Below are 20,426 nucleotides of genomic sequence, written 5' to 3'. Positions count from 1 at the left end.
TAAAACAGCAACCTTGGGGGGTTGCTGTTTTTTTATTTTATCATAGGTTCACAGCCCGCTGAAGAACAAGTTACACTCCCGTCCTCATCCGTTCGAAAGACGATTCGATCTGTTCCGATTCGCTCAAGCACGTCCGGATGCGGATGCCCGTATCGATTTTTCCGTCCGACTGACAAGATGACAATTTTCGGATTCGTCTTCCGCAAGAGTTCTTCACCGGTCGACGTATTCGAACCATGATGACCTGCTTTTAGAATATCGATCGGATCAATCGTTAACTCGTCCTCGATTGCTAAACCAGCGTCGCCCGTCAACAAAACACGTTGCTTGGCGATCTGTGCAAGTAATATGATAGACCGATCGTTCTCTTCTTCCTCTCGTCCAGTCGGTGCAAGGACCTGCAACCAAGGACGAATCGTTTGTCCCTTTTGAACGAACTCAACACGCGTCCCAGTTGCTTCGATGGAACGAATCAAATCGTTTCGTTTCTCATCCGTGTTGTCATACGCACCTAAATAAATGGTTTTCACGCGAACTTGACGCAGTACACCTAGAAGTCCACCGACGTGATCGTGATCAGCATGTGTCACGATGAGACCGTCGATTTCTGCTTCTCCTCGTGTGAATAAAAAGGGCGCGACGATATGACTACCTGGATCAAACGGACGAAGCAGTGGATGCGTCGTTTGTTGATAAACGCCACCCGTATCCACGACGAATGTCTCTCCTGCTTTCTCAAGCACGATACTATCGCCTTGCCCGACATCTAAAAAAGTGATTTGTTCGGGTGCGCGCCACTCCGTGTAGCCCCATGCCGCAAGTAAAAGGATCAACGGGAGAGCATGCCCCCACCATCTCCGCTCAGCAATGAACCAAGCGATCCCCGTTCCGACAATGACGATCGTCAAGACGATAGGAGAAAATGCTGGAACGGCAACCATCGCCAATGGTAGATCCTCCGCCAGTCGTAACGCTTGATCCATCCATTGAATCGCGTACTGATGCGCGATCTGAAACGTTGAACGAATCGGTAAGAACGGAAGTGTCGCAAGAATGAACGATCCCGGAAGAATCACCCATTCAATCCAGCTACCAATCAATAGGTTCAATAACGGCGACCAAATTGAAACAGTCGTCTGTTCAATACCTTGCAAAAAGAGGAGTGTTCCAAACTGTGCCCAAGCACTGATGAGCAGCCAGTTCCAAGGACGACGAACCGAACCCATGAGTCGTCTCGACAGCACAAGAAACAGCGTCAGTCCGACCGTCAATTGGAATCCGATATCGTAAATGACAGTTGGTTGAATCGCCAATTGAAAAGCTGCGACCCCCGCAATGACCTCCACCGGATCTAACGGTTTATGGAAACGACGACCGAGCAACAGAATGATCGCGACAAGAACAGCTCGTGTGACTGGTGGACTCCACTCCGTCAACCATCCGTAAATCGGCAGTAAGATAAGAACGATATCAAGTCGTTTTTCTTTGGTCATTCTGATTTTTCGTAAGACATACAGCAGACTAAATACTAAAAAAGCGATATGTGATCCTGAGATGACGATTGCATGTAATAAGCCGAATTTCTTAAACCGTTCGAGCGTCACTTGATCCATTAGTCGATCCTCACCAAACACGAGCGCTTCGACGTAGAAGGCTTGCTTTTCTGGTAGCAATTCTTCAATCCGTTTCAACCATGCTTCACGTACCCGTCTTCCTTCTGCCGCATACCCAGGTGTCGGATGACAGGAATCAAATGAACGGACTTCCCACTTTCCAGCGTAACGATGTGTATGCATGAATTGCTGTTCGTCAAAACCTCCCGCATTCGATTGTTGCCGGACGTCGAGCGGCTCCGTATTGACACGACAGGAGTACCCGATTCGTTCGTATCCTGTCTCTTCTTCTGCAATCGTCGCCGTCAACAGAACCGATTGATCGTTGCTCTCTGCCTCATAGCGAATTCGATCCCCATTACGCTTACCTGATAAAATGTCAACAGACGAGACGTCATGCGGTTCAGGTGACAGATGACCCATTCCGATGAAAAGGCAACTCAGAATGAGCAAACAGAAGAGACGACCGATTGAAAAAGACCATGATTTCATGACAGCAAACAACATCAACGTTACTAACCACCAGATTGATTCTTTAATGGCAACAACGAGTAAGAGCACAAACAGGGCATATAGCGGCATCAGTAGACGATCAGGTAGGATTTAAGCGACTCTAACGTCTTTTCCCCAAAACCCTTCACATCTCCGAGTGATTCATACGTCGCAAATCCTCCCTTCTCCTCCCGATAGGTCAAGATCGCTTCTGCTTTGGCAGGACCGATTCCCGGAACCTCCATCAACTGTTCCGCTGTTGCCGCATTGAGATCAATCAATCCTTTTGGTATCTCTGCTTTTGAGCGTTTCGTTGATTTCGGCTGATCTTTCGTCTTTTTTACCGGCACGATGACTTCCTGTCCATCAATGAGACGTGCCGCAAGATTCATTTGTCGAATGTCCGCTTTCGCAGTCGTCTTTGCTTTTTCGATTGCATCCTTCACTCGATCACCGAGGTGGAATTGATAGGGTCCAGGTGCTTCTACCGCCCCTTTCACATCGACCATGATGAGTTTGTCACGAATCGAGGGCTCCTTTTCTGCTGGCTCTGCTTTTGCCTCTTGTTGTTTATCCGTTAAGGACGGTTGATCGACCATCGCTTCATTCGAACAAGAGGGTAATGGTACGAACAATAAAACGATGAGTAGCAGGACGACGACGAGACCTGCGATCTGTTGCAAACGTGGAACGGTCAAGACGAATCCCTCCTTTTCCCACGACTCTAACAGGTCGCTACGGACTTCAGGAAACGAAGGAATACGCACTAACCACTCTTTTACAACACGATACTATGTGTTATGTCGGATGAATGTCATAACATCCATACCGTTACTTTGAATTAGCATCTGTTTGACGAACAAAAAATCCGTCTCCTTCAAGCAACACGAACGTGTATCGCTTAAAGAAGACGGATGGGATCACTTTTACATTTTTTCAGCAACGAAGAAAATCCGCTCAGCTGTCTCGGAAGGAGCTTCCGGTCCAAAATCGCCTGTGACGGCAAGGACACGGAATCCTGCTTCGCGTAACCACGTCACGTATTGTGCCGGAGGATATGTCCGTTGGTGATGCGTTTCATCGACACGCTCATAGCGACCGTCCTCTTCCTCGATGAAGAAAGTCAGTTCATGGACGACAGAAAGCGGTGCTTCACCAGGATCCGCGAACCAGATATACGAACTTTGCTCGGCATGTGTCGCGTATGTCTTTCCATTGAACAACGTTTCCATCTTGTAAGGAGAATGTGTATCGAATAAGAGACGTCCACCCTCTTTGAGGATTGCTGCTACATGTGTAAACGTCTGTTTGACATCCTCTTCCGTCCGGAGATAGTTCAAGGAGTCGCATAGTATTGTCACAGCATCGACAGGTGTCGGCAATTCGATTTCGCGCATGTCTTGCGCCCAGAATTGAATGCGTAATCCCTCTTCCATCGCCTTCTCTTGCGCGACTTCTAGCATCTCTTCCGATAAATCGATCCCGAGCATTTCATAGTGTGCCGCTAATGCAAGCGTCGCCGTACCCGTTCCACATCCGATATCAGCAATCGTACTTCCAGTCGGAACATATGCTTTGACCCAGTCGACCCATTGATCGTACGGGACGTCTTGCATCAATTCATCATAGATGTAGGCGAACTGTTCGTATGCCATTAGTTGACCTCGACTTCAACCTTTGGAGCATCTGCCCAGAGTTTTTCGAGGTTATAGTAATCACGATCGTCACGGTGGAAGACATGAACGACGACATTTTCAAGATCCGCTAACACCCAACGTGCCGCATCGAATCCTTCGAGACGTTTGATCGGCAGGTTATGTTCGTGCGCGATTTCTTTGAGTTCACGTGCAATCGCCTGTACTTGTTTTTCTGAATTCCCTTCACAGATGACGAAATAATCGGCAACTGGTGAGATGCTAGACATATTCAGGACGACGATATCTTCAGCGCGTTTATCGTCGATGGCATTTACGATTAATTGTAATTCTTGTTCGACTGTCATAGGACGGTCCCCTTTCGTTTGGCCGCGACGAAGGCATTATAAGTCTCAATCGTTCGCGGAAAGATGATGGCTTGTTTCTTACATAAAAAATGAATCGTTTGACTGAGTGTTGCGATGACGGCGTCCGTCAAATCCTGCTCCGCTACTTCACGAAGCGCTTCGACACCTGGATAACTGCGATTCGGTTCAATCGCATCCGCGACGAAGATGATTTGATCAAGCAACGGCATACCGGGTGCCCCCGTCGTGTGATTTGCGATGGCCTGATAAATCACGTCTGAATCAAGACCAAGTTCTCGACGGACAAGCTCCGCACCCACTGGCGCATGAAGCAGTTCGTCATCATAATCGAGTAAAACACGTTGATTCAACTCAACGGCAATCGAACGCATCTCATTCGTATCGCGGTATTTCGCATAATCATGGAGCATGGCAGCGAGCGCTGCCTCTTCTTCGTTGACTCCATACTTGAGAGCCAAGTGTCGCGCTGTCTCGACGACACCTAATGTATGCACATAGCGTCGTTCAGGCAACGTGTTCTCAATGATTTGACGTGCTTCTTCAAGGCGCATATAGATCCCACTCCTCAATCCGTTGTCGAACGGCTTCCGGTACAAGGTAGCGAATGCTCTGTCCGCGCGCGACCCGTTGCCGGATATCCGTCGAAGAAATTTCTAGCAATGGCATATCGACTGCTTTCACACGGGCGCCACGCGGAATCAGATACCGACTGCCCGGTCGAGCGACGGCACCAAAGACGACTTCCTCGTATAACTGTTCGGCTTGATACCACGTATCGAGACTAACGAGTGAATCCGCTCCAATGAGAAACAGAAACTCATGCTCTGGGTACCGGTGCTTGAGTGTACGAATCGTATCATACGTATAGGAAGGTTCTTCGCGCTCAAACTCGATCGCTGAGACGGAGAAGGAAGGATTCAATGCAATCGCTTCTTCAACAAGACGTAGACGTTTGGTTGCGTCTGTGACAGTACGTTGTTTATGCGGTGGCACATTCGCCGGTAAAAACCAGACCGCATCGAGTTCGAGTTGTTCCTGCGCTTGTTCGGCAATCAGGAGATGACCGATATGCGGAGGATCGAACGTTCCGCCCATCAGTCCGATTTTCATCGTGGTAATTCGAGCGTCTTGTTCTCTTTTGATTCTTTATAAAGAACGATGACTTTTCCGATGACTTGAACGAGTTCAGCATTCGTTCCTGCGACGAGTTCTTGTGCAACATCCTTCGGTGCGTCCGCACAGTTTTGTAATACTTGTACTTTTAAGAGTTCCCGTTTTTCGAGCGCATCCATCAAATCAGCACACATCGCTTCGCCGACTCCATTTTTACCGACTTGGAAAATCGGGTTTAAATCGTGAGCTGTCGCGCGTAAAAAACGTTTTTGTTTACCTGTTAACATGATTAAAATTCCTCCAATTGCTTTCGTATCACCTGCTCGCCAAGTGCGAGGTCAGGTGCTTGTCCGGTGAAGCGTTCAAATGCTTCAGCCGCTTGTAAGACGAACATCGGGACGCCGTCAAGTGTGTCGAGACCTTTTTCAGTCGCTTCACGCAATAGACGGGTCGGCGTCGGTCGATAAATAATATCACAAATCAAGGCGTGCGTCTCTGTCAATTCGATTGGACGTGCCTCGATATGTGGAGCCATCCCGACAGAAGTCGTATTGATGATGACGTCGTAACTCGTTAAATCAAATGTTTCTTGCCACGGTAGAACGTTTGCTCCAAATTCATCGGCAACTGCCTTAGAACGTTCTTCTGTACGATTCGTGATTGTCACATCTCCGGGTAACGCAGCAATAATACCTCGCGCCGCACCGCCCGCACCAAGAACGAGCGTTTTTTGAAATGAAGGACGACGTTCTGTCAACGCGCGGACGAATCCGATTCCATCTGTATTCGCACCAATCAACTGCCCATCCTGCCGGTACACTGTGTTCACGGCGCCTGCTTTTTGAGCTGCCGGCTCTAGCCGATCCAGATACGGAATGATTGCTGTTTTATGCGGAATCGTCACATTGATTCCGTCTAGCTGATGTATGCGTAATTTCGTAATGATTTGCGGCAATTGCTGCTCCGTTACATCGATGAGGTCATAACAGCCGAAAAGCCCAGCCGCTTCCAGCCAAGCTGTATGCAGCTCAGGTGAAAGTGAATGGGCAATCGGATGACCGATGACGGCAAAGCGCATCAGACGAGCGCCTCACGTAAGGATACAGCGACACCTTTCGGGGCGTAAGCAGCGACACGTCCACCTTTTCCGTGAACCGCAACCCACCCGAGTCCACTGAAGACGATATCCGTCTTCATGTTGTCGCGGAGGCTGAATTCATGACGGACAAGCGGCGGTAGCATCTCACGCGTCTTTTCGTTTGGCGGAGACAACAGCTCACCGTTGTGGTTCGCATATAGATCGTCTGCCTTTTCAAGCTTCGTCCGGTGAACTTTCAATTCGTTCGACATGTAGATGACGAATGAACGCTTGTTCCCTTCCATATAGTCCAATCGCGCAAGACCTCCAAAGAAAAGCGTCTGTTGCGGATGGATTTGGAAGACTTGTGGCTTGATCTCTTTTTTCGGTGTGATCAGCTTCAAGTCTTTTGCATCCACATAGTGAGCCATTTGGTGGTGATTGATGATCCCTGGTGTATCATACAGGTTACAGTTATCATCGAGTGGAATATCGATCAAATCAAGTGTCGTACCTGGGAAGTGACTGACCGTAATGACGGCCTCATCTTCTTCACCGAAGCGTTTGATGACTTGGTTGATCAGCGTCGATTTCCCGACGTTCGTACAACCAACGACATAGACGTCGCGGCCTTTTCGATAATAATCGATTTTTTCAGCAAGTTCATCAACTCCGTGCCCTTTTTTCGCACTGATCAGATGAACGTCGACTGGACGTAATCCGAGTTCTTTCGATGCTTGACGCATCCAGTTCATGAGACGATTCGGGTTTAGTGACTTCGGTAATAAATCGGCTTTGTTCCCAACGAGTAAGACGTCGTTTTTACCGACGAACCGATGTAATCCCGGTAACCAGCTTCCATTAAAATCGAAGATATCAACGATTTTAACGACAAGTGCATCTTTTTGACCGATTCCGTCTAAGATTTTAACGAAATCATCGTCCGATAACGATACATCTTGAATTTGATTGTAGTGCTTTAATTTAAAGCAACGTTGGCAAATGACCATTTCACGATCAAGTGCAGATTTAGGTGCGTATCCTGGTGCTTTTGTGTCTTCCGTTTGAATGGCGACACCACAACCAGCGCAGTGGATTTCTTCGATCATATTATGTTGAGCCGCATGCGGGAACGATATCCCTTCTCTTTTCACCGTAGCGCCCTGCTCGCTACTCCAAGAGCGTAACTTCCGACCTCTCGCCGTACATGTTGCGACTGCTGCCTTCCCTTTCATCTACCGATCTGACAGGGTTATTGTTGCTTATCCTGACGAAGTGTTTCGATCGGATGTTCCAGCACAGAAGGATCTTCTTTGACGCGTTGTGTCAATTTATAGATTCCTTTGCGTTTCATCCGGCGGAAAATGACACGTTCCATCAGGCGATTGAATTTCGTGACGACACCGTCCGTCTTAACGACGGGTTGAACATGGATGACTTCGATTCCAACGGAGTTTGCACCGAGTACATCCGTAAAGAGTTGATCTCCTAAAAAGACAACTTCCTTCGCGTGATAACCGAATTCCGTCAATGCCCGTTTAAACCCGATAGGAAGCGGTTTTCGAGCAGGCGCAATGTAGTGCAATCCGAGCGGATCCGCGAACTTCTTGACGCGATCTCCATTGTTGTTCGATACGATGATGACGTCGAAACCATATTGATTATTCACCATATCCAGCCAAGCAACCAATTCGTCTGGAGCATCTGCGATATTCCATGCGACGAGTGTATTATCAAGATCGGTCAAAATAGCTTTGACACCGTTTCGTTTGAGCATTTCAAGGTCGATATCGTAGATCGAAGCCACGAAATGTTTCGGATAAAGTCGTTTGAACAAGAATAAAACCTCCAGATAATGGTCTAGCTCTATAGTTAAGTTTAAGAAACAGTTATGCTCTTATCGTTCGATTATAGCACAATCAGGTAGTAAGAGCGACGCACAAAAGAAAACGGAAGGCGGACCTTCCGTTTTCTTAATAATACCGAATCCACAGATAGAGTTGGGATAGAATCAACGTTACGATCGTGATCGGTGCTCCGTAAATCAAAAAGCGCATATAGGTGAATTTTTCACCTTGTCGTGTCGCAAGACCCGCGACGATGACGTTCGCCGACGCACCAATCAATGTTCCGTTACCACCGAGACAGGCACCGAGTGCGAGGGACCACCATAACACGTCCACTTTCGCATCTGCTGGTGACAATCCGATCCCAGCAGCCACATCGTTGATGAGTGGAATCATCGTCGCGACGAACGGGATGTTATCGATCGTCGCACTGGCGATACCGGACAACCAAAGCACAGCAGTTGCTGTCGTCTTGATATCACCGCCTGTCAGATCAATCGTCTTTTCCGCAAGGTAGCGAATGATACCCGCCTCCTGAATCCCGCCGACGAGCACGAACAGTCCGGCGAAGAAAAAGATCGTCGTCCATTCGATGCGGGCAAAAATTCCTTCGAGCTGATGATCGTTTTCGATCGTCAGCAACATTAGGACCGTCGCTCCAAGGATCGCGATGGCCGGTGCTTCGAGATGGAGTCCGATTCGATCAAGCACCGGATGCAACACGAACAACGCAATCGTACTGACGAGGACGATACTACTCCGTGTGACCAATTTGCGACTGACAATATAACTCTTTTCATCGATTTCCATCAGTTTCTGTCGATCTTCCGCTTCGACATGCAGTTGTTTGCGGAAGATGAAGTACAGAATGCCAATCGTTACAACCGTGATGACGAGAATAATCGGTGCGAGATTCACTAAAAAGGCGTTAAACGTTAAGTGTGGATTCGCAGCACCAATCATGATGTTCGGTGGATCGCCGATCAAGGTCGCCGTCCCACCGATGTTTGCAAACAATACTTCTGCGAGCAAGAACGGAAACGGCGCAATCTTAAGTATCTTCGTAATCGAAAACGTGATTGGAACGATCAATAGAACCGTCGTGACGTTATCAAGAAAGGCAGATCCAAGTGCCGTCAATGCAGACAGTAGAATCAACACCTTGATCGGATCACCTTTCGTCGTCTTCGCCGCACGGATTGCGATGTATTCGAACAAGCCAGATTGGTTGGCAATCGTGACGAGAATCATCATGCCAATCAATAAGACGATCGTTCCCCACTCGATGTATTCAAATAATGCAGTCTCGAGATCCACGATGCCGATGATGACCATCGCGAGCGCTCCAAGCAAGGCGACGATCGCCCGACTTACTTTTTCACTGATGATGAAGCCATAGGTCACTAAAAAAATGATGAGTGCGATATAGGTTTGGACCTGTGTACTTCCGATTTCTGCTAATGCCAGTGCCGGCATGATTCATTCCTCCTAAACGTAAGGAGACGCCCAAAACGGGCGTCTCGCTTTCATGAATGCCATTGTCCGAGGCGTTGCCCCATTAAAACTGGTCCGATTGCTTGACTGTCTAACGTCAATGCATCTTTCGGACAAATCAGGACGACCGTCGAACCGAATGAGAAGTATCCGAACTCATCCCCGCGACGAAGGTCCTTCGACTCGTTCGTCCGAACGATCGAGTTGACGTTGAGTGCACCGACCATGACATGTTCAAGAGCATGTTTCCCTTGGACGATGCGTGTCACACGACGGTAGTTCCGAGTCAATGGGCGAAGCGCATGTGTGAGACCAATCTCATTTACTGGTGCCGAATCGCGACCGAGCGTATAACTCGTCCGGACCGTTCCATCCATCGGTACATGAACACGATGGTAGTTTTGCGGACTTAAGTAAAAGATCATTACACGTCCACCGACATATTGCTGTGCTTCATGATGGGAACCGAGTAACTCGGATACCGTATACGATTGTCCTTTGACGGTAAAGCGGCTATCAGCCGTCAAATCGTCAACGACGGATAGCACACCGTCACACGGACTGACGAATGCGCCTTCTGCTTGATCGATCGGTCGCATTTCCCGTTTGACATGACGAACGAAGACGTCATGTAAACTCGAATACTCTTCAAGGCTCCGAGTCGCTTCTGTCATATTTAAATCGTATGCCTGAACGAACGGACGGATAAACGGACGACTGATACGGCTCATCGCAAAACGTTTCAGTTGTTTGGCAACAAGCGGGTGTCCATTTAATTCGAACACACGAGAGTAAAACCATTTTTTAATCATTGAGATCACCAGATGATTCTTCTTTTGAGTCCTCTACGTCTTTTCCAGCGAAGAACTCTTTATAGCTGTCTTCCGTTTGCTCACCTGCGACACGTCCAACTTCCTTACCGTCCTTAAAGTGAACGACAGTCGGTGTACCCTCGATACCAAACGTATCCCAAGCCGACTGTTCGACAGCAAGGTCAATCTGTTCGAATGGGATATCTTGTTTTTCACCAAGCGGGACGAGATATGGTTTTACTTTTTCACAGTGGGAACAACCCGTTTGATAGAAATACGTATAGAATTCATCACCGGATTTTACTTTATCTGCGACTTGTGTAGCCGTTAGATTGCCGTTCTTCGATGCAGAATCTTCTCGATCCGTGAAGACAAGAAGTAATCCTCCCACCAATACGATCAAGGCGATGACTCCCGCTGTAATCCAATTCGCCTTGGATTGCGGTTTTTTCGTGTTTTTTCGTTTCGACTTCTTTGACACGTCTATCCCTCCGTCATTCTGGTATTAGCCATTTTTTCTGAATCATTATAGCATGACCATTCGCAAGAATCGTATCGATTTGCAAAGCGTCATCAATCAGTAACAGATCCGCTCGTTCTCCGACCGCGATTCGCCCGCCCGGTATACCATATGCATCCGCGACATGTCGCGTGATCGTCGCGATTGCCTGATCAAAAGCAACACCATGCTCCACTGCATCGCGCACGGCTTGCATCAGAGAAGTAGGCTTTCCTGTATCAATCCGCACTAAGCGACCTGCATCATCAAACGCCGGAAGACTGGCACCAGCGTCGCTCGACATCGTGATCTGTTCAGGTGGGATTCCCGCTGCTAAAGCACGGGCGACAGCCTGTCCTGCCGGAATTTCGCCTTCCGCAATGAAGCTTTCCGTCGTACACGTCGTGAAATCGATTCGTCCGCCCTGTTTCGCCCAGGCGAGTCCCGCTTCAAAAATCCGTTCACTCCGGTTGATATGCGTCGGAAGGAATTGTCCGATGGGGATATCAGTCGTGTCAATCACTTCATGTAATAGATTGAGTCCTTGTTTCCCGTCTCCGATATGGACGTTCATCGTTCCCGACACGCCTTTGACCATGCCGGCAATTCGGGCTTCTGACGCTAATCGTGCGAGTTCATGGGCTGTCGGTTGTGTCGACCGATGATCGTTGATGGCAATTTCCCCGATACCGATCACTTCATTGATGAGGACGATATCATGTCCTGTCGATTGCGTCAGGAAGACCGGTGGAACCATATAACTTCCGCTTAATAGAAAGGGGCGGATACCAGATGCAGCATATCCTCGTATATGTGCCAGTAGATCGATTCCCGTTCGTGTCCAACCATCCGTTCCGAGTAATCCAACGACCGTCGTGACACCACCTTCGAATATGTCTCGAACGGTCAGCGATGCTGTTCTCGTCGCAAATCCGCCTTCTCCTCCCCCACCGATTGGATGTAAGTGTCCATCGATGAATCCAGGAACTAGCTGTTTGCCGCGACCATCGATCCGATGCGTAATCATTGCTTCATCTATGGTATAGGAACCGATTCCGATGATCTGATTTCCTGCTATGTAGATATTTTGCGGCATCTGTTGCCACAGAACCTGTTCGATGACGATCATCGATCATTCCTCCTTAAGACAAAAAGCGAGCCTATCGCCCATGTGACGACATCTCGCTTTTCCTTATTCTGCCTTAGTCCCTTGACCAAGACCTAAATCTTCATTGACGGCATCGAGTGCGAAGACGACAAGTGAAGTGACGACAGACATAGCTGTCGCGAATCCGAAGCTATACGTTACTGCATCAACTGCCGATACGATGAACACAGCTGTGTTCACGAGTAAGAATGACCAAAAGAATGTAACGAGAAAACGCATGATTTCCCCTCCGTTTCCATAACGTACTATAGAGTTATCCTACGATTTGTAGTATACCATTTTTTAAACCAAGCAACAGCTTTTCTCTAATTTTTTCAAGCGCTTTCTTTTCCTTGAAAAACTTAATCGTTTCATAAGAAGGACAATCGCTTCATATGCTACAGTAGAATTAACGAAAAGAAAGCGGAGGATTCCATCATGACCCGTCACTTAATCGCTGTCGATCTCGACGGCACTCTTTTAAAAGATGATAAGACAATCAGCGCTGCGAACATCAATGCGCTGCAACGTGCGCGTGCGAATGGTCACGAAGTCGTCATCGCAACCGGACGACCGTTTCGTCACGCCAGGAAATATTACGAACAGCTCGGTTTAACGACACCAATCGTTAACTTTAACGGTGGTCTCGTCCATCACCCACAAGACACCCACTTTGAAGTCCAGCATCATCCAATTCCATTAAAAACCGTTCAACATATTTTAGAGTCCGTCGCTGAGACGAAGACACAGAACATCGTCTGTGAAGTCACGGATCATGTCTATTTTCAATATGATCCGGTTGGCATCTACGAATTCTATACTGACCATGCCTTATCCGTCACGACCGGAGATTTACGAAAGGTGCTTATGCATGAACCAACCTCTCTTTTGATTCATGCCAAAGGAGAACACGTCGATGAGATCCGCTCCGAATTATCTGGTATTCATGCCGAGACGGTACTCAATCGTCAATGGGTGAAGCCTGAATTCATGGTCGAAGTGATGCGAAAAGGTACAAGTAAAGCGGTCGGTCTTGCCCATATCGCGCATCACCTTGGTATTGACTCTAAACAAATCATTGCTTTCGGTGATGAGGAAAACGATTTAGAGATGATCGAGTATGCTGGACATGGTGTAGCGATGGGAAATGCCATCCCCGCGCTGAAGCACCTGGCAAACGGCACGACGAAGCGAAATGAAGATGACGGGATCGCCTATTACTTGAGACACGTCCTCGGGCTCGCATGAAAACAGATAAAAGGCACTTGCTGCATGTTGCAGAGCAAGTGCCTTTTTCATTATCCTTTTCGGAAGTATCCGACGACCGAGTCCGTTGCGACGACGTTGATGAAGACCGTCTCGTCCGCTTCCCGGCAAATCCGTTCAATGTCCCGCAATTCGTGACGCTCGATGACCATCATCAACGTCGCTTTTTCAGCTCGTGAATACGTACCGATCGAAGGAATCTGCGTGATTCCTCGAATGATATGCTGATGCAGAGCCGTCGTGATGTCATCCGCATGATTCGTGACGATGAATATCGTCAAGCGCTGGTTGCTTGTATGAATCTCATCGACGACCTTCGATGTCACGTAAATGAAGACAATCGTGTATAAGGCAGTCGACCATCCGAACAATGCCCCTGCCAATAAGGCGATCAAGAAATTCAAGACGAACAGATACAAGCCAACACTGCGATCGGAGAAACGGGCGAAGATGAGGGCAACGATATCGAAACCACCCGTCGAAGCACCGAACTTAATCGTGATACCGGTACCGATCGCAAGCAAGACCCCTCCAAACACTGCATTCAGTGTTTGATCACCTGGTATGACAGCATATTGAGGAATAAGACCAATGAAAATCGTCGTTGCCAAAACTGAAATCAAGGTGATGATTGTAAAGCTCCGACCTAACATGATCCATGCGAGCACGATCAGAGGTATGTTCAACGCCAAGAACCAGACGTTTTCACCAAACGCAAATGCTGTATTTTGAAGGACTTGCGTCAAGATTTGGGCAAGTCCTGTAAATCCAGTCGAATATACACCACTAGGAATCAAAAACCAGTTCATGGCAACGGCGATGACGAATCCCCCAATCGAAGCCACGATCACTTTTAACATACTTTCCTTTACTACTGCTGTCACACGCCGTTCTCCTCTCATTCATAACTATCTTGAAACACTTTAGCACATTCAAATGTCGCCGGATAGTCAAGATTTCCAAAGATTGATGTTCTTTTTCATGATGGCGTTTTCATTTGTGACAAAGGTGTCCTGATTCTTGTTACACAAAAAAGAACCGACTAAAAAATCGGTTCTTTTTTTCTCTTATACTGTCATCGAAGCAGGAACTGTAATCTGTCCGCTTGCTGGAACTTCCACAGTCGTTCCATGGACATTCAAGCTGAATGCTTCGCCTTCCGTTTGAGCGATTTCGACAGCATTCGGCTGTACATGGATATGGATATGATGACCGCGCCATTGCATCCGGAATGTATAACTCGTCCATCCTTTTGGCAACATCGGCTTAAAGGACAACGTATCATTTGCTACTCGTAATCCAGCAAACCCATGAACGATCGACATCCAAGATCCAACCATCGACGTGATATGCAATCCGTCTTCCGTGTCGTTGTTGTAGTTATCAAGATCAAGTCGAGCCGAACGTTGATACAATTCAACCGCTTTTTCCTCATACCCGACTTCTGCTGCAATGATTGAATAGATACATGGTGATAGTGACGATTCATGGACCGTACGTGGTTCATAGAAATCGAAGTTTGCTTTTTTCTCTTCTAAACTGAAGCGATCCGTCAAGAAGTAGAGACCTTGTAAGACATCTGCCTGTTTAATGAAAACAGAGCGCAGGATCCGGTCCCATGACCAATTCTGGTTCAGCGGGAGATGTTTCGGATCGAGTTCAGCGACCAAGATTTGCTCCTTATCCATGAAACCATCTTGTTGCATGAAGATCCCAGGTGCTGCTTCATCTTTCGGATAATACATCTTCGCGTCGATATCTGCCCACTTCGCCAACTCCTCATCCGTCAATGCTAATTGATGCATGAGTTCTTGCAGACGTTCTGGCTCTTCTTGTGCCAAATGACGGTGAACGGTCTGTGTATATTCGAGACACCATGCCGCAATCAGATTCGTATACCAGTTGTTGTTGACGTTGTTCTCATATTCGTTTGGTCCCGTCACACCAAGAATCATGTAGACATCCTTATGCGGCACGTAATTGACGCGACTTGCCCAGTAACGAGCAATCTCGACTAACACTTCAAACCCGTATTGTCCAAGGTACGACGTGTCTCCCGTGTAGTTCGTGTAATTATAAATCGCATGTGCGATCGCACCATTCCGGTGAATTTCCTCATGCGTGATTTCCCACTCGTTGTGGCACTCTTCTCCGTTCATCGTTACCATCGGATAAAGCGCCCCCTTCATGCCGACATTCTTATCCGCATTTTCTTTCGCTTGCGGCAATTGGTTGTGGCGATACTTGAGTAAATTCCAAGCAACTTCCGGTTTCGACGTCGCAAGGTAGAAGTTCAAGCAGTACGCTTCCGTATCCCAATACGTCGCACCACCATACTTCTCGCCCGTGAATCCTTTTGGTCCGATGTTCAGGCGTGAATCTTCACCTGTGTAAGTTTGGAACATATGGAAGATGTTGAATCGAATCCCTTGCTGTGCCTCGACATCACCTTCAATCTTCACATCCGCTTCTTCCCAGTGGTGCAACCAAGCGGCTTCATGTGTCGCAAGCAATGGTTCAAAGCCTGATTCGAATGCGACGTGAACACGTTTCATCGCTTGCTCCAGTAACGCATCGATTTCATGGTCGCGATTCGTTACGAGTGCGACGAATTTTTCGACTGTGACACCTTCACCTACTGCGGCTTGTTTCGTAAAACGATTCGCGACGTACTGCGTATTGCCATCGACGACTTCACATCGTGCGCCTTCGACATCCGTGATCATCGCTGCCGTCACATGCCAATCGAGCTTTTTCGTTTTTGATGTCACATAACCGAACCGTTCTTCAATTCCGTGTTCGACAGGAAGCCAGAACTTCTCATCATAGTTCGAGTCTTCATTTTCAACATCCGCATCGAGATACGATTCAATGACGATTTCTGCTTCGAGATTGACAGGTGTCACCGTATATTGCAAGGCAGCGATTTCTTTATCGACGATCGAGAAGAAGCGCTTGGATTCGACTTTTATCTCTTCTTCTCCATGCTTCAACAACATCGCCCGCGTCAATACACCATGTTGCATATCAAGTTCACGTTTGAAGTCAACGACTTCCCACGTATTCAAATCAACAGCTTTTCCGTTGACAGATACTTTCAAACCCATGATGTTGACAGCATTGAGTACTTTCGCGAAGTACTCCGGATAACCGTTTTTCCACCAGCCGACACGTGTCTTATCGGGATAATAAACACCTGCGACATACATGCCTTGATGCGTGTCACCAGTATATTCTTCTTCAAATGTACCGCGCATTCCCATATGACCGTTTCCGATCGATGTCATCGATTCTGCTAGTCGATTATCTTCTGGATTAAAACCAAGCTCTGTAATTTTCCACTCATTGACCTCAAAAAGTCGTTTCATCGTCAAGTCGCTCCTTTTTATGCTACGCATGTCAGTCAATCTGATCATGTAAGCGTTTCATCTATACTCTACATTCTTTATTGTACACATAAAAAGCATCAATGCAATCGTTTGCACGAAAATAAATTTCTTTTTCTGCAACCGCTTCCTTTTACTAGAAATCGACATCCTTTTGAATCAAAAAAAGTCTATTTTCAAACCAATCGGCTTAAAAATAGACTTCTGTTTCATGCTTCAGATTTTCCGCCACATGACTGACGGACAACGAGATAATGCGGAACGATGACGCGCTTCCCATAAGGTGTCGCATCTTCATTGATTTGTTCAATCAAACAATTCGTCGCTTCAAAACCAAGTCCAAAGATATTGATTTCAACAGAAGTCAACGGTGGGCTTGAGAATTCTGCGATGAACAAGTTATTGAAACTGACGACGGCCATTTGATCCGGCACACTGATACCCATCTCATTCAGTGTACTCATGACACCAAGTGCCATCATATCGTCACTAACAACGACGGCAGTCGGTGGATGTTCAAGTGACATCAGTCGTTTGACTGCCTCGGCACCACCCGTCGTCATAAATGGGGCGCTGACGATATAAGAATCGTGAATCGGAATTCCCTCTTCCATGAGAGCTGTCTTATAACCACCGACACGTTCTTGTGTCACAGCTAAATCCTGTGCCCCACCGACGAATGCAATACACTCATGCCCGAGTTGATGTAAATACTTCGTTACTTCGCGACCCGCTAAGTAATTATCCGTATCGACATACGTGACGTGTGATGAATCACTGAATGGTTTACCGACGACGACGAACGGAAACTTCGAGTCCTGCAGAAATTGAACGACTTTGTCATCCGTACGAGAATACAATACGACGACGCCATCGACGCGACGGCCCTGAACCATCGAGACGACACCTTCATATACCTCTTCTTCCGAGACACCTGTCGTCATATATAACGAATAGCCATTTTGATGCGCTTTTGTACTAATTCCTCGAATGACCTCCGAAAAGAATGGGTTTTGTAGCGTTTTTGTTGCAGCACTTGGCATGACGAGACCGATCGCTTGTGTCGTTCGATTCGCTAGACTGCGTGCATGAACGTTTGGATAATATCCGAGCTCATCCATCGCCTGTCGCACCCGTTCCTTCGTCTTTTGGCTGATACGTGAACTATTCGCAATGACGCGTGATACCGTCGAGGGTGCGACATTCGCTTCCCGTGCTACATCCTTGATTGTTACCTGCATCCCCTTCACCTCACATTTCCCCTAGTTAAGTATTTTATTTTGTTTGACGTTGCATGCGTTTACGGTGAACGAGAAGAAGTATGAGCGCTAAAATCGGAGCAATCGCACCAATTGCGACGATCGACCACCAGTTGACTTGTGACTTTTCGATGACATAGCTGTTCGCACTATTTGCATCAAGCGTGATCTCATAGGCGTCACCATCCTGACGCACCAAATCTGAGAATAAAAGTCCTCTTAGACGCTGGTCATCACCAATTTCTTTCGCAGACACGCGTAAGCTCGTCTTTTTTTCTCCAAGATTGATCGCGTAAACGACTTGTTGTTGTTTCGTCTCCCGGGAGTAGACTGCCATATGATCGGTTTTTGCGATCAAGCGTTGCTTCCCTGTTGCAAACGCTGGGTAGTCCTGACGCATCTCGTTCAACGTTTTTACGTACTGTTGCATCTTCTTGTTCTGATCAAATGTCATCATCATCCGGTTTCCGGGATCCTCACCACCTGGCATCGCCACCTCTGTTCCTTGGTAGACGATCGGCATCCCTGGTGCAGCATAGAGTGCGAACAATGCTAGTCGAAGTTGCCGCTCCTCTTCGTCTGCTCCACCAATCTTTGCTTCCGTGATGAAGCGTTTGATATCATGATTATCAATGAAGGTTGCAAGTCCCTTGGCATTCGGATTAAACGTAGTATCTCGATTATAAACTGAATCGAGCTCTTCCGCTGAACCATTTTTGCGAGCAAACTGATCCTTGACTCCATAATAAAACGGGAAGTTCGTCACGGAATCAAAACCTAATTTCGAATAGGACGCAATTTTTCGCGGATCTCCATCGAATACTTCAGCCAATAAGAATAAGTCTGGATGCTTTTCTTTTACTGCTGGGATGAACGTTTCCCAAAATGTGGCAGGTACATGGCGAACCGTATCGATCCGGTATCCGTCTATACCCGTTTCATCGACCCAGTAGTTCGCGACATCAATTAAATAATCGACGACTTCCGGATTTTCTGTATTGAAGTCCGGTAAATCGAACAGCCAGTTATTCTCGACTTCCGACGGGTTATTCCAATTCATGATCGGTTGATTTTTATGAAACCACTCCGGTTTTTCTTTCACCATTGGATGATTTGGTCCTAAATGATTGACGACAAGATCAAGGACGACCTTGATATCCCGGTCATGCGCTTCTTTGACGAGACGTTTAAACTCTTCCTTTGTTCCGAAGTGCGGATCAATTTCGTAATAATCATCTGTCCAGTATCCATGATAACCATTCGGACGATTCTTAAAGATCGGCGTCAACCAAATCGAAGTGAAGCCCTTTTCCTTGATGTAATCGAGACGTTTCGTAACGCCTGCTAAATCGCCGCCTTGGAACGCTTTTGGATTTTCAGGATCCGCCTCTCGGTCATTACTCGGATCGCCATTCTCGAACCGGTCCACCATGATGAAATACATTCGTTCTTTTTCCCAACCTGCTGCTTCACCCGCCATCGGTTGAAGCCCGATAGACAAGAGAAGCGGCAAGAGGAGAAGCATTATGCCTCGTCTCATGCCGCTGATTTCCCCCTTATGATTATCCTTTTGTTCCACCAGCCGTCAATCCAGACACGAAGAAGCGCTGGAATGCGAAGAAGAGAAGAACGATTGGAACTGCTGATAATACGGCACCTGCCGCAAATAACGTGAAGTTATTGTCGAACTGCTCCGACACCATGTTGTACAACCCGACCGCAAGTGTCTGTTTCTCAGGAGAACGCAGGACGAGCGATGCTAAAATGAAGTCGTTGAATGGTGCCATGAAGTTGAACAACGCGATGACGGCGACCATCGGTTTTGCAAGCGGTAAGATGATTTGCCAGAAGATTCGTAAGTGACCGGCACCATCCATTCGTGCCGCCTCATCGAGTTCTTTTGGAATCGTATCGAAATATCCTTTTGCAAGATACGTATTCATTGGAATCGCACCACCCGAATAGAGGAGGATGAGCGCCAGATGCGTATCAAACAATTCTAACATATTAAGCAAGACATAAATCGCAATAATGGCAACGAATTGCGGTACCATCTGCAACACGAGGAACAAGATGAGTGAATTTTTCCGACCGACGAAGCGATAGCGCGAAAAAATGTATCCTGTTAACGTGATTAGAGCGACTGAGACGACCATCGTGATGACGGCAATCTTGATTGTGTTTAGATACCACATGCCATAATCCGTTTTTGCTGGATCAAACAAATCAAAGTAGTGGATCAAGGTCGGATTACTTGGGAAGATATCCGATGTAATGCTTTTCCCTGGGTTGAGTGAAGTACCAACGACCCAAAGGAGTGGATAGACGATAATGATGGAGGCGATCGTCAAAATGAGATATGACAACGCCATATTGATTCGGTTTTGTTTTCTCATA

General features: G+C 47.2%; 21 protein-coding genes. 1 reads left to right on the top strand and 20 read right to left on the bottom strand.

Annotated features, from left to right (window positions below; all coding sequences use genetic code 11):
• Positions 1 to 32: 32 nt before the first annotated feature.
• The 15 genes from ESP131_RS06500 to ESP131_RS06430 all read right to left on the bottom strand — a co-directional run bounded on the left by ESP131_RS06500 (position 33) and on the right by ESP131_RS06430 (position 12,358).
• Positions 33 to 2,195, bottom strand: a complete 2,163-nt coding sequence (locus ESP131_RS06500) for a DNA internalization-related competence protein ComEC/Rec2 (protein ID WP_047396327.1) — start codon at positions 2,193 to 2,195, stop codon at positions 33 to 35.
• Entirely contained in the window at positions 2,195 to 2,803 is a 609-nt protein-coding gene (locus tag ESP131_RS06495) for a helix-hairpin-helix domain-containing protein (protein WP_029340993.1), read from the bottom strand. The genes ESP131_RS06500 and ESP131_RS06495 overlap by 1 nt, the downstream gene beginning before the upstream one ends.
• Positions 2,804 to 3,031: 228 nt before the next feature.
• On the bottom strand, positions 3,032 to 3,760 hold the full coding sequence (locus tag ESP131_RS06490; RefSeq protein ID WP_047396323.1) for a class I SAM-dependent DNA methyltransferase: 729 nt from the start codon (positions 3,758 to 3,760) through the stop codon (positions 3,032 to 3,034).
• Positions 3,760 to 4,107 (bottom strand): ribosome silencing factor, encoded by a 348-nt coding sequence (gene rsfS / locus ESP131_RS06485; protein ID WP_029340991.1) that lies wholly within the window; start codon positions 4,105 to 4,107, stop codon positions 3,760 to 3,762. The genes ESP131_RS06490 and rsfS overlap by 1 nt, the downstream gene beginning before the upstream one ends.
• Positions 4,104 to 4,679, bottom strand: a complete 576-nt coding sequence (gene yqeK / locus ESP131_RS06480; protein WP_029340990.1) for a bis(5'-nucleosyl)-tetraphosphatase (symmetrical) YqeK — start codon at positions 4,677 to 4,679, stop codon at positions 4,104 to 4,106. The genes rsfS and yqeK overlap by 4 nt, the downstream gene beginning before the upstream one ends.
• Positions 4,669 to 5,238, bottom strand: a complete 570-nt coding sequence (nadD, locus tag ESP131_RS06475) for a nicotinate-nucleotide adenylyltransferase (RefSeq protein ID WP_069940362.1) — start codon at positions 5,236 to 5,238, stop codon at positions 4,669 to 4,671. Before nadD ends, yqeK begins: the two co-directional genes overlap by 11 nt.
• Positions 5,235 to 5,528 (bottom strand): ribosome assembly RNA-binding protein YhbY, encoded by a 294-nt coding sequence (gene yhbY / locus ESP131_RS06470; RefSeq protein ID WP_023467424.1) that lies wholly within the window; start codon positions 5,526 to 5,528, stop codon positions 5,235 to 5,237. Before yhbY ends, nadD begins: the two co-directional genes overlap by 4 nt.
• Before the next feature lie 2 nt (positions 5,529 to 5,530).
• Positions 5,531 to 6,319 (bottom strand): shikimate dehydrogenase, encoded by a 789-nt coding sequence (gene aroE, locus ESP131_RS06465; protein ID WP_029340988.1) that lies wholly within the window; start codon positions 6,317 to 6,319, stop codon positions 5,531 to 5,533.
• Positions 6,319 to 7,428, bottom strand: coding sequence for a ribosome biogenesis GTPase YqeH (yqeH, locus tag ESP131_RS06460; protein ID WP_023467421.1), 1,110 nt, complete (start codon positions 7,426 to 7,428; stop codon positions 6,319 to 6,321). Before yqeH ends, aroE begins: the two co-directional genes overlap by 1 nt.
• Positions 7,429 to 7,571: 143 nt before the next feature.
• Positions 7,572 to 8,156, bottom strand: coding sequence for a YqeG family HAD IIIA-type phosphatase (locus ESP131_RS06455; protein ID WP_029340987.1), 585 nt, complete (start codon positions 8,154 to 8,156; stop codon positions 7,572 to 7,574).
• 136 nt (positions 8,157 to 8,292) lie between these two features.
• On the bottom strand, positions 8,293 to 9,642 hold the full coding sequence (locus ESP131_RS06450; protein WP_051656221.1) for an ArsB/NhaD family transporter: 1,350 nt from the start codon (positions 9,640 to 9,642) through the stop codon (positions 8,293 to 8,295).
• A gap of 50 nt (positions 9,643 to 9,692) precedes the next feature.
• Complete coding sequence (locus tag ESP131_RS06445; protein WP_029340985.1) at positions 9,693 to 10,472, bottom strand: phosphatidylserine decarboxylase; 780 nt, start codon at positions 10,470 to 10,472, stop codon at positions 9,693 to 9,695.
• A complete protein-coding gene (locus tag ESP131_RS06440; protein WP_069940361.1) occupies positions 10,465 to 10,953 on the bottom strand; it encodes a thioredoxin family protein in 489 nt (162 codons plus the stop codon). Before ESP131_RS06440 ends, ESP131_RS06445 begins: the two co-directional genes overlap by 8 nt.
• Before the next feature lie 13 nt (positions 10,954 to 10,966).
• Positions 10,967 to 12,100 (bottom strand): beta-aspartyl-peptidase, encoded by a 1,134-nt coding sequence (gene iadA / locus ESP131_RS06435; protein WP_069940360.1) that lies wholly within the window; start codon positions 12,098 to 12,100, stop codon positions 10,967 to 10,969.
• Positions 12,101 to 12,163: 63 nt separating this feature from the next.
• The gene (locus ESP131_RS06430; RefSeq protein WP_023467415.1) at positions 12,164 to 12,358 is read right to left on the bottom strand and encodes a YjzD family protein; all 195 of its coding nucleotides are present in this window, start codon (positions 12,356 to 12,358) and stop codon (positions 12,164 to 12,166) included.
• Positions 12,359 to 12,556: 198 nt separating this feature from the next.
• Between ESP131_RS06430 and ESP131_RS06425 the strand changes: the two genes are divergently transcribed.
• The gene (locus ESP131_RS06425) at positions 12,557 to 13,366 is read left to right on the top strand and encodes a Cof-type HAD-IIB family hydrolase (protein WP_069940359.1); all 810 of its coding nucleotides are present in this window, start codon (positions 12,557 to 12,559) and stop codon (positions 13,364 to 13,366) included.
• Between the two features lie 50 nt (positions 13,367 to 13,416).
• Here the strand turns inward: ESP131_RS06425 and ESP131_RS06420 are convergent, their stop codons facing one another.
• From ESP131_RS06420 to ESP131_RS06400, 5 genes are all read right to left on the bottom strand, one after another.
• Complete coding sequence (locus ESP131_RS06420; RefSeq protein ID WP_035398426.1) at positions 13,417 to 14,268, bottom strand: YitT family protein; 852 nt, start codon at positions 14,266 to 14,268, stop codon at positions 13,417 to 13,419.
• Between the two features lie 183 nt (positions 14,269 to 14,451).
• A complete protein-coding gene (locus ESP131_RS06415; protein WP_069940358.1) occupies positions 14,452 to 16,752 on the bottom strand; it encodes a glycoside hydrolase family 65 protein in 2,301 nt (766 codons plus the stop codon).
• 227 nt (positions 16,753 to 16,979) lie between these two features.
• Complete coding sequence (locus ESP131_RS06410; RefSeq protein WP_047396486.1) at positions 16,980 to 18,011, bottom strand: LacI family DNA-binding transcriptional regulator; 1,032 nt, start codon at positions 18,009 to 18,011, stop codon at positions 16,980 to 16,982.
• Between the two features lie 34 nt (positions 18,012 to 18,045).
• Positions 18,046 to 19,569: an alpha-amylase family glycosyl hydrolase gene (locus ESP131_RS06405; protein WP_069940357.1), complete on the bottom strand. Its 1,524-nt coding sequence runs from the start codon at positions 19,567 to 19,569 to the stop codon at positions 18,046 to 18,048.
• 22 nt (positions 19,570 to 19,591) lie between these two features.
• Positions 19,592 to 20,425 carry a sugar ABC transporter permease gene (locus ESP131_RS06400; protein WP_035409327.1) on the bottom strand — a complete coding sequence of 278 codons (834 nt, stop codon included), beginning with the start codon at positions 20,423 to 20,425 and terminating at the stop codon, positions 19,592 to 19,594.
• Position 20,426: the final 1 nt, after the last annotated feature.

Source organism: Exiguobacterium sp. U13-1, assembly GCF_001750115.1.
In the GTDB taxonomy this organism is placed as follows: domain Bacteria; phylum Bacillota; class Bacilli; order Exiguobacteriales; family Exiguobacteriaceae; genus Exiguobacterium_A; species Exiguobacterium_A acetylicum.
Note: the sequence above shows the minus strand (reverse complement) of the source record. Positions and strands in the feature narration are given on the sequence as shown.